This window comes from Streptomyces sp. MI02-7b (assembly GCF_033793585.1).
Lineage (GTDB): Bacteria > Actinomycetota > Actinomycetes > Streptomycetales > Streptomycetaceae > Actinacidiphila.
Genome location: NZ_JARAWX010000001.1, coordinates 127,980 through 143,304 on the forward strand (window position 1 = coordinate 127,980; position 15,325 = coordinate 143,304).

13 protein-coding genes are annotated in these 15,325 nt (G+C 72.2%); 6 read left to right on the forward strand and 7 right to left on the reverse strand.

What is annotated here, in order from left to right; all coding sequences use genetic code 11:
* Positions 1-78: 78 nt before the first annotated feature.
* From PV364_RS00540 to PV364_RS00555, 4 genes are all read left to right on the forward strand, one after another.
* Entirely contained in the window at positions 79-1,695 is a 1,617-nt protein-coding gene (locus PV364_RS00540) for a sugar ABC transporter ATP-binding protein (protein WP_319657521.1), read from the forward strand.
* The gene (locus tag PV364_RS00545; RefSeq protein WP_319657522.1) at positions 1,688-2,656 is read left to right on the forward strand and encodes an ABC transporter permease; all 969 of its coding nucleotides are present in this window, start codon (positions 1,688-1,690) and stop codon (positions 2,654-2,656) included. The genes PV364_RS00540 and PV364_RS00545 overlap by 8 nt, the downstream gene beginning before the upstream one ends.
* A complete protein-coding gene (locus tag PV364_RS00550) occupies positions 2,653-3,681 on the forward strand; it encodes an ABC transporter permease (protein WP_319657523.1) in 1,029 nt (342 codons plus the stop codon). The genes PV364_RS00545 and PV364_RS00550 overlap by 4 nt, the downstream gene beginning before the upstream one ends.
* 63 nt (positions 3,682-3,744) lie before the next feature.
* Positions 3,745-4,761, forward strand: coding sequence for a LacI family DNA-binding transcriptional regulator (locus tag PV364_RS00555; RefSeq protein WP_319657524.1), 1,017 nt, complete (start codon positions 3,745-3,747; stop codon positions 4,759-4,761).
* 40 nt (positions 4,762-4,801) lie between these two features.
* Here PV364_RS00555 and PV364_RS00560 read toward each other — a convergent pair whose 3' ends face one another.
* Positions 4,802-5,644, reverse strand: a complete 843-nt coding sequence (locus PV364_RS00560) for an SDR family NAD(P)-dependent oxidoreductase (RefSeq protein ID WP_319657525.1) — start codon at positions 5,642-5,644, stop codon at positions 4,802-4,804.
* 128 nt (positions 5,645-5,772) lie between these two features.
* Between PV364_RS00560 and PV364_RS00565 the strand changes: the two genes are divergently transcribed.
* Positions 5,773-6,282: a helix-turn-helix domain-containing protein gene (locus PV364_RS00565; RefSeq protein ID WP_319657526.1), complete on the forward strand. Its 510-nt coding sequence runs from the start codon at positions 5,773-5,775 to the stop codon at positions 6,280-6,282.
* 63 nt (positions 6,283-6,345) lie between these two features.
* Here the strand turns inward: PV364_RS00565 and PV364_RS00570 are convergent, their stop codons facing one another.
* From PV364_RS00570 to PV364_RS00595, 6 genes are all read right to left on the reverse strand, one after another.
* A complete protein-coding gene (locus PV364_RS00570; protein WP_319657527.1) occupies positions 6,346-6,801 on the reverse strand; it encodes a GNAT family N-acetyltransferase in 456 nt (151 codons plus the stop codon).
* A gap of 143 nt (positions 6,802-6,944) precedes the next feature.
* Positions 6,945-7,373, reverse strand: a complete 429-nt coding sequence (locus PV364_RS00575) for a TIGR03668 family PPOX class F420-dependent oxidoreductase (protein ID WP_319657528.1) — start codon at positions 7,371-7,373, stop codon at positions 6,945-6,947.
* A gap of 31 nt (positions 7,374-7,404) precedes the next feature.
* Positions 7,405-8,229 carry an LLM class F420-dependent oxidoreductase gene (locus tag PV364_RS00580; RefSeq protein WP_319657529.1) on the reverse strand — a complete coding sequence of 275 codons (825 nt, stop codon included), beginning with the start codon at positions 8,227-8,229 and terminating at the stop codon, positions 7,405-7,407.
* Positions 8,230-8,399: 170 nt separating this feature from the next.
* Positions 8,400-9,494: a PP2C family protein-serine/threonine phosphatase gene (locus tag PV364_RS00585; RefSeq protein ID WP_319657530.1), complete on the reverse strand. Its 1,095-nt coding sequence runs from the start codon at positions 9,492-9,494 to the stop codon at positions 8,400-8,402.
* Positions 9,495-9,623: 129 nt separating this feature from the next.
* Complete coding sequence (locus PV364_RS00590; protein WP_319657531.1) at positions 9,624-10,643, reverse strand: acetamidase/formamidase family protein; 1,020 nt, start codon at positions 10,641-10,643, stop codon at positions 9,624-9,626.
* Positions 10,640-12,052, reverse strand: coding sequence for an APC family permease (locus PV364_RS00595; protein WP_319657532.1), 1,413 nt, complete (start codon positions 12,050-12,052; stop codon positions 10,640-10,642). The genes PV364_RS00590 and PV364_RS00595 overlap by 4 nt, the downstream gene beginning before the upstream one ends.
* A 358-nt stretch (positions 12,053-12,410) precedes the next feature.
* Here PV364_RS00595 and PV364_RS00600 point away from each other — a divergent pair, with 358 nt between their 5' ends.
* The gene (locus PV364_RS00600) at positions 12,411-15,299 is read left to right on the forward strand and encodes a SpoIIE family protein phosphatase (RefSeq protein WP_319657843.1); all 2,889 of its coding nucleotides are present in this window, start codon (positions 12,411-12,413) and stop codon (positions 15,297-15,299) included.
* The last annotated feature ends 26 nt before the right edge of the window (positions 15,300-15,325 follow it).

Consider the following 15,325-nt stretch of genomic DNA (forward strand, 5'->3'; position numbering starts at 1 on the left):
CCGGGGCCGCCCGGCCGGACACGGCAGGGCGGCCGCTCTTCCCCGACCCACCGCATCGCGAATCCTGGAAGGCCCCCTATGGCACCCCCCGAAGCGGCAGCCGCCGCACCGCCCCCGGAGCCGGGCAGTCCCACCGCCCCCGCGGTGCTGGAGGCGCTCGGTGTCGGCAAGCGCTTCCCCGGCGTCGTGGCGCTCGACGACGTGTCCCTCACCCTGCGCCGCGGCGAGATCCACGCGCTGGTCGGCGAGAACGGCGCCGGCAAGTCCACCCTGATCAAGGTCCTCACCGGAGTGCACCGCCCGGACAGCGGCGAACTGCGCCTGGACGGGCAGCCCGTCGCGTTCGCCCGGCCCGTCGACGCCCAGCGGGCCGGCGTCACCACGATCTACCAGGAGGTCAACCTCGTCCCGCTGATGAGCGTGGCGCGCAACATCTTCCTGGGCCGTGAGCCGAAGAACCCCTTCGGCCTGATCGACTTCCCGCGCATGCACCGGGAGGCCGCCGCGCTCATGGCGGGCTTCGGTGTCACCGCCGATGTCCGCCGGCCGCTCGACAGCCTCGGCGTCGGCACCCAGCAGATGGTGGCTCTGGCCCGCGCGGTGTCGGTGCGGGCCAAGGTCGTGGTGATGGACGAACCCACCTCCGCGCTCGAACCCCGCGAGGTGGAGACGCTCTTCCGGGTCGTCGAGGACCTGCACAGCCGCGACATCGCCATCCTCTACGTCAGCCACCGGATCGAGGAGCTGTACCGGATCTGCGACCGGGTCACCGTCCTGCGCGACGGACGTCTGGTGCACACCGGCGATCTGGCGGGCCTGGACCGGATGCAGTTGGTCGCCATGATGCTCGGCCGTGAGGTCGCCGAGGTGCGCCGGCACGGCCGGACCGGCTTCGGCGAGGCCCACCGCCCGGACCGCGAACCGGTGCTCACCGCCGAGGGACTGACCAGTCGTCACGTGCTGGACGACGTGTCCCTGGAGTTGCACCCCGGCGAGGTGCTGGGCCTGGGCGGACTGCTCGGCTCCGGGCGCAGCGAGACCGCCAAGGCACTGGCCGGGGCACTGCCGCTGGACTCCGGCTCCGTCACCGTGGCCGGCCGGCGGCTGGGGCGTCCCTCGCCCGCCGCCGCGATCCGCGCGGGCGTCAGCCTGCTGCCGGAGGACCGCAAGGCGGAGGGAGTGATCCCCGGCCTGTCGGTGCGGGAGAACATCGTGCTCGCCGCCATGCCGCGGCTGTCCCGGGCGGGGGTGGTGTCCCGGGCCCGGCAGGACCGCGTGGTCGACGTCTTCATGAAACGGCTGCGGATCAAGGCGTCGAGCCCCGAGCAGAAGGTGGGCGAGCTCTCCGGCGGCAATCAGCAGAAGGTGCTGCTGGCCCGGTGGCTGTGCCTGGAGCCGAAGGTGCTGCTGCTGGACGAGCCCACCCGGGGCATCGACGTCGGCGCCAAGGCCGAGGTGCAGGCGCTGGTCGACGAACTGGCGCAGGAAGGGCTCGCGGTACTGCTGATCTCCTCCGACATCGAGGAGCTGGTGGAGGGCGCCGACCGTCTGGTGGTGCTGCGCAGCGGCGCGGTGGCCGGGGAACTGACGGGCGAGCAGGTGGGCGAGGGAGAACTGCTGGAGGTGCTGGCGGCGCACGGCCCGGCCGCGAAGGACGCCTCCGGCACCGGTGACGAGGAGGAGCGCGATGACTGAGCTCTCCCCGGCCGTGCGGCGGGGCGCGCTCCGGCTCCCCACCCCGGCCTGGTTCCAGACGTACGGCGTGTACGCGGCGGTGGCGGTGCTCGTGCTGTTCAACGCCGTCTTCACCGACCACTTCCTGACCGCCGGCAATCTGCGGACCCAACTGGTTCAGGTGGCCCCGGTGGTGATCGTGGCGCTGGGCATGGCGCTCGTGATCGGGACCGAGGGCGTGGACCTGTCGGTGGGCTCGGTGATGGCCCTGGCCACAGCCCTGCTGCCGTTGTACCTGGGGTACGGACTGCTGCCGGCGCTGCTGGTGGCGCTGGCCGCCGGAGCCGCGGTGGGCGCGGTCAACGGCACGCTGGTGGCGGTGGTGGGGCTGCAGCCCATCGTCGCCACTCTGGCGCTCTTCGTGGGCGGCCGCGGGCTCGCCCTGGTCCTCGCCGACGGCCGGCTGAAGCAGATCGCCAACCCGGCCCTGCTGGGCCTCGGCACCGACGACGTGCTCGGCGTCCCCGTGGGGGTGCTGATCGCCGGTGTGCTGGCCGTGGTCGTCGCCGGCCTGGTGCACCGCACCACCTTCGGCCGCCAGCTGGTCGCCGTCGGCGGCAACCGGGCCGCCGCCGGGCTGGCCGGGCTGCCGGTCAAGCGGGTACTGATCGGTGTCTACGTCCTGTGCGGGACGCTGGCGGCGCTGGCCGGGGTGCTCGCCACCGCACGGCTGACGGCCAGTGACCCGTCCACGCTGGGCACCTTGATGGAGCTGTCCGCGATCACCGCGGTGGTGGTCGGCGGCACGCCGCTGACCGGCGGCTCGGTACGCGTCCTGGGCACTGTCTTCGGCGCCCTGCTGATGCAGCTGCTGCGCGCGACACTCGTCAAGCACGATCTGCCCGACTCCACCGCGCAGATGGCCCAGGCGGTCATCATCCTCGTCGCCGTCTACATCGCCCGGGAGCGTCGATCCCGATGAAGTCACTCACCACGCCCCGCTCCGCGCAGGCGTTCCCCGAACCGCCCGCGCCCGCGGCGGCCCGTTCCTTCGACCGGCGGCGGCTCGCCGTGCTCGTGCAGCGGCAGGGTGTCCTCGCCGTGCTGCTGGCCGTCGTCATCGTCTCCTCCTTCGTCTTCCCGTCGTTCGGCACGCGAGCCAACGCGCAGAACATCACCGTGCAGGCGTCGTTCCTCGCGGTGGTGGCGCTCGGCATGACACTGGTCATCATCACCGGCGGCATCGACCTGTCGGTGGGCTCGGTGTTCGCGCTCGGCGGCGTCCTGGCCGCCTGGGCTTCGCAGTACGGGCTGCTGCCGGCACTGCTGGTGCCGCTCGCGGTGTGCGGCCTGCTCGGCACGGTGCACGGCCTGCTGATCGCCCGGGCCGGCATGGCGCCGTTCATCGTCACGCTGGCCGGACTGCTGGCCGCGCGCGGGCTGCTGCTCGCCCTGACCGACGAGGGCGCCACCACCTATCTGGTGCCGCGCGACTCGGTCTTCGCCACGCTGGGACAGGGCACCGTCGGGGGCTTCGGCTACCCGGTGCTGATCGCGCTGGTGCTCTTCGCCGTCGGCGGACTGGTCCTCCAGCGCACCTCGTTCGGCCAGTCGCTGTTCGCCGTGGGCGGCAGCCCCGACGCGGCCACGCTGATGGGCCTGCCGGTGGCCAGGACCCGGGTGCTGGTCTACGCCGTCAGCGGGCTGCTGGCGGGCTTCGCCGGAGCGCTGAACGCCGCCCGCCTGTCGTCGGGGGTGACCATCATCGGCGTCGGCATGGAGCTGGACGCCATCGCGGCGGTGGTCATCGGCGGCACGCTGCTGATCGGCGGCTCGGGGTCGGTCAGTGGCACCCTGTGGGGTGTGCTCATGCTGGCCGTGATCCAGAACCTCATCAACCAGATCGGCTCCCTCAACTCGTCCTACCAATCGGTGGTCAGCGGCGGGTTCCTGATCGTGGTCGTCGTGGCCCAGCGGTACCTCGCGCGGGGACCGCGCACCACATGATCGCGCCGGTGCCGCGGGGCCGGACGCGGCCCGGCGGCACCGGCCCCAACCGGAGGGAACGCCGTGGGCGTCAGCCTCAAGGACGTCGCGCTGCGTGCGGGAGTGTCCATCAAGACCGTGTCCAACGTCGTGAACGGCTATGCCCACGTCACCCCCGCGATGCGGGCGCGGGTGCAGCAGGCGATCGACGAACTGGGATACCGGCCCAACCTCACCGCGCGACATCTCCGCAAGGGACGTACGGGCATCATCGCCCTGGCCCTTCCGGAACTCGGCAACCCGTACTTCGCCGAGCTGGCCGGCGCCGTCATCGACGCCGCAGCGCGCCACGACTACACCGTGCTGCTGGACCACACCTCCGGCGAGCGCAGGAAGGAGATCCTGGTCAGCCAGGGGTTCCGGGCCCATGTCATCGACGGCCTGATCCTCTCGCCGATCGAGCTGGAGGCCGCGGACCTGCTCGCCCGCACCGACAGCGCCCCCCTGGTGCTCCTCGGGGAACGGGAGTACGACGCCCCGCACGACCACATCGTCATCGACAACGTGGCCGCGGCCCGCAGCGCGGTGCGCCACCTGACCGGCATGGGCCGGCAGCGGATCGCCTTCCTCGGCGCCCGCCGCGAGAGCGCCAGGCAACCCGCCCACCTGCGGCTGCGCGGCTGGCGCGAGGAACTGGCCGACTCCGGGCTCCCGCACGGCGACGACCTGGTGGCCACCGCCTCCGGCTACGGCCGGGCCGACGGCGCGCAGGCCATGGCCGACCTGCTGGACCGCGGTTCGCGCCCTGACGCGGTCTTCGCGTACAACGACCTGCAGGCCATCGGCGCCCTGCGGGTGCTGACCACGCGGGGGTTGCGGGTGCCGGAGGACATCGCCCTCGTCGGCTTCGACGACATCGAGGAGGGCCGCTACAGCGGCGTCACCCTGACCACGATCTCCCCCGACAAGAAGGCCATCGCGCGCCAGGCCGTGGAATGCCTCGTCCAGCGCCTCACCGGGGCTCCGGACACCCCACCGCGCCGTGTGCGGGCCGGCTTCGACCTCGTCGTCCGCGAGTCCACCCTCGGCCACCGCCGCTGACGCCGGCGGCGACCGGTCGTGGCCGCACGCACCGGCCGGCTCACTGCCCGGGCGGGAAGTCCGCGCCGCGGGAGACGGCTTCATGGGCGCGCAACTCGTCGAGCATGCCCTCCAGCCGGGAGACCACGGCCTCGTAGCCGTCGGCTCCCAGGACCAGGCGGTGCGGGGGGGTGTCGGCCTCGAGCGCGGCGACGACGGCGCGCACCCCCCGGTAGGGGTCACCGGCCTGCCGGCCGTCCTGGCCGACCATGAACGTGCGCACCGACTCGATCACGGGGAGGTAGGCGTCCACCGTCTCCTCGACGGACTCGTCGGCGAACCCCGCGTAGGCGCGGGTGCGGAAGGCACCGGGTTCGACGGCGAGCACCTTGATGCCGAACGGGGCCACCTCCTCGCGCAGTACCTCGGTGAGTCCCTCGACGGCGAACTTGACGGCGCTGTAGTAACCGAATCCTGTCACGCCCCGCAGGCCCGCCACCGAGGACATGTTGACGACCGCCCCGCTGCGGCGGGCGCGCATGCCGGGCAGCACGGCACGCAGGACCTCGGCGACGGCGAAGAAGTTGAGCTCGAAGGTCTTCCTGACCTCCGCGTCCGCCATGCCCTCCACCGATCCGTACCAGCCCCGGCCCGCGTTGTTGACCAGGACGTCGATTCCCCCGAAGCGTTCCTCGGCGGCCGCGACGGCGGAGCGGATCTGCCCGGCGTCGGTGACGTCGAGCGGCAGGACGAGCACCTTGTCGCCGTGCTTGCGGGCCCACTCCTCCAGCAGCTCCGGGCGGCGGGCGGTGAGCACGACGTTGCCGCCGTCCTCCAGTGCGACGTCCGCGTAGGTCATGCCGAAGCCGCCGGGGGTACCGCCGGTGATGAACCAGGTCTTCACGGTTGTTCCTCTCACGCGGGGCGGCGGGGCTCGTCCCGCGCAGGGCGCAGCCCACCGCGCCCCAAGTCACTGCTAAAATGGAAGCACGTAACTTTCACTTTAGCAGTGACTTGGGAGGGTGTGTCGCCATGGCAAGCCGGATCCGGCTGGAGGACCGCGAGTGTCCGCTGTCGACGACGGTGCAGCACGTCGGGGAGTGGTGGACGCTGCTGATCCTCCACGACGCCTTCGACGGCTACACGCGCTTCGACCAGTTCCAGAAGAGCCTGAACATCTCCACCAGCATGCTCACCACCCGCCTGAAGACGCTGGTGACCGACGGTCTGCTGGAGCGGCGCCCGTACCAGACCAATCCCGTGCGCCACGAGTACGTGCTGACCGAGCGCGGCCGGACCCTGCGGCCCGTGGTCGTGGCGCTGGCCGCCTGGGGCAACCAGCACCTCGCGCCGGAGGAGCGCAGCATGATCCTGGTCGACGCGGAGACGGGCGAGGAGGCCGAGCCGGTGGTGGTGGACGCCAGGACCGGCCGCAGGCTCGACGACAGCGAGGCCTTCGTGTTCGCCGCCGGCCCGGCTGCCGGCGAGCTGATGCGCGCGCGGTACACCGAACTGGAGCGGCAGCGCCGGGCGGACTTCTGAGCGCGGCCAGGCAGGTCCGAGCCGCGGACCGGCCGGCGGGCGGGCGGGGTGGGGCGAATCGCGCTACGCAGGACGCCCGAGCAGGAGGTACTCGCCGTCCCGGCCCGTGGGCCGGTAGCCGCGGCTCTCGTACAGGTGGACGGCGGGATTGCCGTCGAAGACCCCGAGGGTCAGTACGTCGTGATCCGCCGCCCGCGCCTGCTCGGCGAAGGCGTCGAGCAGAAGGCCGCCGAACCCGCGACGCCGGTGCCCGGGCGCGACGTGTATGCCCACCAGGAGTGCGTCCGTACCCGAGGGCATCCACATCATGGAGCCGCAGGCCTCGCCGTCCACTTCCAGGATCAGGGTCCGTTCCAGGCAGGACAGCCACAGTTCCAAGTGGCGGTCGATGGCCTCCGTCCACTGCGCCTCGTTCGCGGGCTCGACGGAACGCATGTAGAGCCGTTCCCACAGGAAGATGCGCGGCAGATCCGACGGCCGGGCGCAGCGGGTACGAACGGACGCCGACCGATGGGTCACCGCTGGTACGGAACCGTCGTGCATGCGCAGCCGCCAACGCTCGGAAGTCGAATCACGCCAGCATACGACGCAGGCGCGGGCCCGCCCCCACACGGTCGGCCGGACCGCTCGGCGCATCGGACGGCCGTGCGCGTGACCGCATGTCACACGGCGCGCCAGCCCGTCCAGCGCCGCACCGAGACCACGACGACCGGCCCGCCGGGTGTGCGGCCTGCGTACTGGCCGTACCTGGCCGTCAGCAGGGCGACCCGGTGGGCCGCCTCCGGCGAGGCGTCGGGCGGTGGGAGGACCCGGGCCTCGCCGTCGGCGCGCACCCACCACAGCAGGTCCCAGTCCTCGTCGTAGTGGTCGACGAGCAGGCAGACCGCCGGGTTGACCGCGATGTTGGCAAGGCGCTTCAGCCGCGTCGTCCGCTTGGGCTTGTGGTCCACCGCCAAGGTCACCGAGTCACCGTCGACGGCGAACACCACCGGCACCAGGTGCGGACGGCCCGTCGCGTCGGCCGTCGCCAGGCGGGCCACGCGCGCCGCGGTGAACCGCTCTTGCGCCTGCGTACCCGTCAGGTCGGGCACCCCGTCCCCCTTCCGCCGGTTCCCCCGGCGCTCAGCGGTAGCGGCCCGCCAGCTCCGCGAGCCGGTCCAAGTACGCGAGCGTCTCCTGTTCGGGCATGGTGGGCAGGTAGAACAGCACCCGTTCCACACCCAGGCCGAGGTAGCCCTCGACCTGCGCGGGGTCGTCGGCAGCGGCGTACACCGTCACCGGTACCTCCCGCCCCGCGACGGAGCGCATGCGCTCGATGAGCGGACCGAGTTCGTCCGGTGGCATGCCGTCGGCGAGCCACGCGTCACCGAGTTCGGCGACACGGTGGAAGCCGCCCGGGCCACCGCCCACGTAGATCGGCGGAAAAGGGCGCTGGACGGGCTTGGGCCAGGCGTAGGAAGGGTCGAAGTCCACGAACTCGCCGTGGAACTCGGCCTTCTCCTGCGTCCACAACTCACGCATGGCGCGCAGTCGTTCGTCGGTGAGCCGGCCTCGCGTCGCGGGATCGGTGCCGTGGTCCCGCATCTCCTCGCGGTTCCATCCGACGCCGACGCCGAAGACCACCCTGCCGTCGGAGACCAGGTCCAGCGAGGCGACCTCCTTCGCCGTGTGGATGGGGTCGCGCTGCGGGATCAGCGCGATGCCGGTACCCAGCAGCAGCCGCTCGGTGACGGTCGCGATCACGGCGAGGGCGACGAAGGGGTCGAGCGTGCGGTAGTACATCTCCGGCAGTTCGCCGCCGTCCGGGTAGGGGGACTCGCGCTTCGCCGGGATGTGGCTGTGCTCGGCGATGAACAGCGAGTCGAACGCGCGGTCCTCCAGGGCGGTTCCCAGTGGGGCCGGCCGGACACCCCGATCGGTGATGAAGGTGGACACTCCGAATTTCACGACGGCTCCGTCCGATCGGGGCAGCACGGGTGGCGGTCACCACCGAACTGCTGACTACCCGCCCACGAGGACACCGTGCGCGCCGCCACCCGACAGGACCATCGTCGTTCGCCCACCCGGACGGCTGCCGCCCTGCCCGGCCCGGCCGATCCGGCGCCGGCCGGCGGTCGTCACCCGTCGGAGGTGACGGCGAGCATGGCCATGTCGTCGTCCCGCGGTCCGCCGGCGTGCCGGTGCACATCGGAGACCAGCACGCCCAGCAGTTCGGCCGGCCCGCTGAAGCCGACCCCGGCCAGGCGGGTCACCGGGTCGTACAGGCCGCCGTGGGTGTCGCGGGCCTCCGTGACGCCGTCCGTGCACAGCAGGAGGGTCGAGCCGGCCGGGAACGGCACCCGGTCGACCACCACGGGACCCCTCTCCAGTCCCACGCCCAAAGGCATCGCGTACCGCGAGGGATCGGTGGTCCGCACCGCGCCGGCCCTCAGGACGAGGGGAGCGGGATGGCCCAGGTTGACCAGCAGCACCTCCCCCGCGTCCCGGGGGAACTCGGCCAGCACGGCGGTGGCGAACCACTCCAGCACGTCCGCCTGCCCCCGCCGGCCGACCTCCCGGCACAGCGCGCGGTGCATCCGCGCGGCCACCGCCTCCAGCGTCGCCTCCTCGCCGGCGGCCATCCGGAACATTCCCAGCACCATCGTCGCGGCCTCGACCGCGTCCAGGCCCTTGCCGCGGACGTCACCGACGACGCAGCGCAGTCCGCGCGGGCCGTCCTGCACCGCGTAGAGGTCTCCCCCGATCCCGGCCTCCTGCTCCGCGGCCTCGTAGCGCGCGGCGATCCGCAGGGCGCCCGCGCGGGCGGGCGGTGCCGGCAGGACCGCCCGCTGCACGGTCGCGGCGATGGAACGGGCGGAGCTCAGCCGTGCCTCCCGCGCGTACAGCACGCGGTTGATCCACACCGCGACCACGGTGACCACCGCGACGGACAGCAACTCGCTCATCGCGGCGAGCGTGGCCAGGTAGCGGTAGCGGGCGACGATCGCCAGGTCCGCGGCGATCGCGCCCAGTCCCACCAGCATCGTCCCGTTCAGCGACAGCACCAGTGCGGCGAGCATCGGGGCGACGGAGTAGAACGCCGTACCGGTGTACTGGGCGGGGGTGAGGTAGTCCGTGACGCCGCCGAGGACCAGGAGCAGCACGGGGAGCGCGCGGATGTACCGGGGCACGTCCGCGCGGCTGTCGGGGCCCCACAGGTCCGGCCGCCCCACGCGTCCTCCCAGGGTCCGTCCCGCCGCTGTCACCCCAGATTCCCCGGCGGCCGCCCGGTCAGCCACCCCGGGCCGCCCCCGGGGTGAACCGCGCACTCCTCGGGGGAGACCGAGGGCCCTTCCGGGGGCTCAGCGCCGGCGGAGGTATTCCAGGCCCTTCTCGCGCAGGGCGCGGTGCAGGCCGTCATAGGCGGGCGCGCCGCCCAGGACGGTCTTGGGGAGCTTGGCCACCACGGTGTAGTTGGTGTCCACCACGTTGCCGATCGGCGCCAGTCCGGCCTGGCTGACCAACTGGTACGCGTCGAGCCGGTGCAGGCCGGTGAGCGAGGCCGTCCAGCCGATCAGGTCGTGCTGGCTGATCCGGTAGGCGTCCTCCAGCGGGCGCACCGAGCCGGTCGACATCAGGAAACGATCGTCCTCCAGCCGCGGCCAGGCGGGCGCCCCGCCCTTGATCAGGTCGATCACGACCACGGTGTGCATGGCGGCCTCCACGGCGGTGCCGCAGACCTCGCCCTCGCCCTGCCGGGCGTGGCCGTCGCCGATCGCCAGCTGCGCCCCGGGCACGTTGACGCCCAGGTAGAGCGTGGTGCCGGCGCGCATCTCCGGGGTGTCCATGTTCCCGCCGTGCGCGCCCGGGGTGATGCTCATGATGACCTCGCCGGCCGCCGGTGCGACCCCGACGGTGCCGTGCATCGGGTCCAGCGGCAGGTCGACGGTGTGCTCGGAGAAACGGGCCTGGAACCGGCAGCTGTTGCGATCGGGGTCGATGCCGTATCGCCAGACCACCTCGTCGAGCGGGTCGTGCAGCATGGCCGTGGAGTGGGTCGTGGTCAGCGCGCCGAAGTGCGGGAAGGTGGTGGACACCGCCCAGTCACGGGCGGGCGCGATGTCGACGAAGTGCACGGCCAGCGTGTCGCCGGGCTCGGCGCCCTCGACGTGGATGGGCCCCGTGACGGGGTTGAGGTACGGGAATTCGCACACCTCGCTCGGGAGGTCCTCCGTCCCGCGGACCCGGCCGCCGAAGCAGTCCTCGGTGAACAGCTCCACGATGGTCCCCGGACGGACCCGCAGCAGCGGCTCGCGGCCTCCGAAGGTGTAGGCGTACTGCTCGGGGGACGGGTGGAGTGTCACGACGTCGATGTCACTCATGCGTGTCCGGCCTCCTCGGCCGTGGAGTTCTCGTTGGGCAGTTCGGGGCGTCGGCCCGCGACCAGCAGGCCGATGAGCAGGACCACGCCGATCGCCAGCCAGAGGAAGCCGAGCCGCTGCGCGGCGACCTTGGCGTTGATCACGACGTAGGTGAGGATCGCGAAGCCGATCAGCGGTGCGATCAGATGGCGCCACCAGTCGCGGCTGCCGCCGCGGACGACGTAGTGGACGACAACGGAGACGTGGAGGACGAGGAAGGCCGTCATCGCCCCGAAGTTGACCAGAGAGCCGAGCAGAGTGATGCCGTCCGTGCGGGAGTTCATGTACAGGCCCAGCCCCAGCGATACCACCGCGACGAGGAAGGTGGCGTTGGCCGGGACCTTGCTGCGGGAGTCGATCCTGGCCAGGAAATGGGGCAGTTGCCGGTCGCGGGCCATCGCGAACAGCAGCCGTGAGGTGGCCGCCTGGGCCACCAGGGAGTTGGCGAAGCCCCAGGCGATGGCGGTGGCCAGCGCGCTCAGCGTCCCCAGCCACGCGCCTCCGGCGACGCGCGCGGCGTCGTAGAAGGCGGTGCCGTCCGGGTCGCCGTCGCTGATCAGCGTCTGCGGATGCGGCACGAGCATCGCCGCGAGCCACGTCTGCACGATGAACAGCACGCCGGCGAGCAGCAGCGCGGCGACCATCGAGCGGCCGATCGCCCTGGCGGAGTCGCGGTTCTCCTCGGCCAGGGTGGAGATCCCGTCGAAGCCCAGGAAGCTGAGTACGGCGATCGACACCGCCCCGAAAACCAGGGACCACGAGAAGGTGTGGGCGTCGTAGAAGGCGTGGAAGCTGAAGCCGTTGCCCTTGCCCTGGGCGACCGCGACGGCGCCCACGACCAGGAAGATCGCGAGGACGACCAGTTCGGCCGCGAGCATGATCTTGTTGATCCTGGCCGTCATCTCGATGCCGAGCCAGTTCACGACGGTGTTCAGGACCACGAAGCCGATCAGCCAGAGCCACACCGGCACCGAGGCGACCAGCGAGTTCATCGCCACGGCGGCGACCAGGTAGAGCAGCGCCGGCACCAGGATGTAGTCGAGCAGGATCATCCAGCCGGACAGGAAGCCGAACGGCGCGCCGATACCCCGCCCCGCGTAGGAGTACACCGACCCGGCCATCGGGAAGGCACGCGACATCTGCGCGTAGGAGTGCGCGGTGAACATCATCGCCAGCATACCGACGGCATAGGCGAGGGCGACCATGCCGCCCGCGCCCTGGAAGACCCCGCCGAAGATGCCGAACGGCGCGATCGGAACCATGAAGACCAGGCCGTAGACCACCAGGTCCCGAAAGCCCAGCGATCTCGCCAACTGCTGGGTGTAGCCGTACGTCTCGAGTCTTTCCCCACGCGGTGCGCTGTCGCTCACGTCGCCTCCCCGGCGGCCGCGGTCCCGTGACTGGCGGGGTGATCTTAGGGGGCGCGACGGGGACAGGGGAACGCCTGTGACACAGGATTCCCGGCGCCGTGGTGCGGCCCCGCAAGCGGAGTGCGGCGTGCCGCCGCCGGATCGGCCGGCCCGGTCGGCGGGCACGGCGTACGGCAACTGCGCCGCGAGCCATTCCTCCGTGTCGTCCCGGGACCAGCCGCGGTCGGCCACGGGGGCCGGCGCAGGTCCCGCGGGCGCTCACGGCCCGGATACGGCACAAGGCCCCGCGCACCTGGTCCGGCAGGCGGTGACCCCGCCCTCACCTGCCAGGCTTCCGCCACAAATGTACATTTACATGGTGGAAGACCGATTGGCACTGCTCTCCGCCGTGGAAAAGGGCATTACGGAAGGCGAGGTGCTCCGGCTCGCGATCCAGCAGGCGGTGGCCGGGCTGGACGGGCTGGGCGGAACGGTCCACCTGTGCGGACCCATGTCCGCGCTGCGCCTGGTCTCCACCGTCGGGCTGTCCCCGGCCCTCGTGCGGAACTGGGAGATCATCGATCAGGACAGCGCGGCCGTGCCGGCCCGCGTCCTGGACCGGGAGGGCGGTCTGTGGGTCCCGCACGGGACCGCCGGGAGCGCGCAGCCGCCGGGAACGAAGCCGTGGCCCGGCACGGGGCTGGCGGCCGTGCCCCTGTCGGACGGGGAGATCCCGGTCGGATCGCTCACCGTCGTCACCGGTGCCGAGGGGGAGCCCACCCGGGCGCAGTGGGATTTCCTGGCGGCGGTGGCAGCGTGGGCGCAGGAGCGCATGGGCCAGGCCCCGCCCCCTGCCCGCCCCACCCTCGAGGACCCCAACGGCACCGGGCTGCGCCAGGCGCTCAAGGCGGTCGAGGTAGGCACCTGGGACTGGAACATCCGCACCGGCGAACTGGGCTGGGACGACGCGGCCATGGCCGTCTACGGCACCGACCCCGCCGACTTCGTGCCCCGGGTCGAGAGCTGGATGAAGGTCGTCCACCCCGACGACCTGCCGTGGACGCTCGCCGCCGCCGAGACGGCCATCCGCAACCGGGCGGTGTTCGAGGCGGAGTATCGCGTACGACGTCCCGACGGGGGCTACGCGTGGACCGAGACCCGCGCCAAGGTGATCCTCGACGACGCCGGCGAGCCCTACCGGATGATCGGCACGGCGTGGGAGAGCAGCGACTCCCGCTCGGCCCGAGCCGCCCTCAGCCGCGCCCTGCGGCACATGAGCGACGGTTTCCTCTCGGTGGACGGCGACTGGCGCATCACGTTCGTCAACCTCAAGGCGGAGGAGATGCTGGGCTCCCCGGAGGAGGAGCTCTTCGACCGCGTGCTGTGGACACTGCCGTCGTTGCGCCAGATACCCGGCCTGGAGGCCTGCTGCCGGGAGGCGGCCGCCAAGGCGGTGCCCACGAGCTTCGACATGGGCATACCGGCCACGGGGTCGTGCCTCCACCTGCGGCTCGTGCCGGTGCCCGACGGCGTCACCCTGTACTTCACCGACGTCACCGACAACAGGCGGCGCGAAGCTGAGCGGGTCGCCTCCGAACAGGCCTCCGCCGAGCGCTCGGCCCGGATCGGGGAACTGACCGCGGCGCTCGCCGCGGCGACCACGTCGCGCGACGTGGTGGAAGCGGTGGCCCAGCGGGTGCTGCCGCCGTTCGGCGCCACCGGTCTGCTGGTCCAGGCGATCGAGGGCGACCGCGTCTACACCGTGGGCTCCGTCGGCTATCCGCAGGCCTTCCTCGACAGCATCGAGGCCCGCCCGCGGGCCGCGCAGGACCCGGGGTGGCAGTCGCTCTCCACCAACGAGCCGCTGTTCGTCTCCTCGGTCGAGGAGTACGCGGAGCGGTACCCCGACATGGCCGACCGGCCGCGCGTGATCGGGAAGCAGTCGTGGGCCTTCCTGCCGCTGATCGCCTCCGGGCAGACCTTCGGGATCTGCGTGGTCGCCTTCGACGGACCGCGCCGCCTCACGGACGAGGAGCGCACCCTGCTGAGCACCATCAGCGCCCTCGTGGCCCACGCCCTGGAACGCGCGCGGCTCTACGATGCCGAGCACACCCGGTCCCGGGAGCTGCAGAGCGCCCTGCTCCCCCAGCAGCTGCCCGCTCTGCCGTCGTGCTCGCTCGCCGCCCGCTACCTGCCGACTGAACAGGGCGTGGACGTCGGGGGCGACTGGTACGACGTCATCCCGCTCTCCGCCGGCCGGGTCGCGCTCGTGATCGGCGACGTGATGGGCCACGGTCTGTCCGAGGCCGTGACCATGGGCCGGCTGCGCACGGCCGTCCACACGCTCGCCGGACTCGAACTGCCTCCCGACGAGATCATGAACCATCTCAACGACATCGTCAGCGGGCTCGGCGAGGACTCGTACGCCACCTGCCTGTACGTCCTCTACGACTCCACCACCGGGACCTGCAGCGTCACCCGCGCCGGACATCCACCACCGGCCGTCGTCCATCCCGACGGCACGGTCTACTTCCCCAAGGCGGCCCCGAACCCTCCGCTGGGAGCGGCGGAGCCGCCGTTCGAGACCGTCGAGCTGGAGATCCCGCGGGAGAGTCTCCTGGTGCTGTTCACCGACGGTCTGGTCGAGTCGTCCGAGCGGGAGATCGACCAGGGCCTGTCCGACCTCGCCCACCTGCTGCGCAGCTCGGACGGCGAGGACCTGGACCGGCTGTGCGACACGGTCATCACGAACCTGCTCCCCGCCGGGCGGACCACCACCGACGACATCGCCCTCCTGATCGCGCGCATGCACGCCCTCCCGCCGGACCGGATGGCCTCCTGGCCGCTCCCCCAGGACCCGCAGGCGGCCGCGCTGGCCCGCGGCCTGGTGCGGGAGCAGCTGTCGGAGTGGGACCTCGACGAACTGACGGCCACGACGGAACTGCTCGCCAGCGAGCTGGTCGGCAACGTCGTCCGGCACGCGAAGGGGCCGATGCGGCTGCGGCTGCTGCGGGACACCGAGCTGATCTGCGAGGTCGCCGACGGCAGCCTGACCATGCCCCGGATCCGGCATCCGTCCGAGACGGACGAGGGCGGCCGGGGGCTGCAGCTCGTCGCGTCGCTCTCGCAGCGATGGGGCACCCGTTACACCGCGAACGGCAAGTGCATCTGGACGGCACAGCAGATGCCGGGCTCCGGCAGCCCCGCGTCGTCACCCCGGTCGCCCCTGGAGGAGTTCGACATGGACGCCGTGCCGCCCCTCGCCTGAGCGCCCGGGACGCCACAGAATAGATT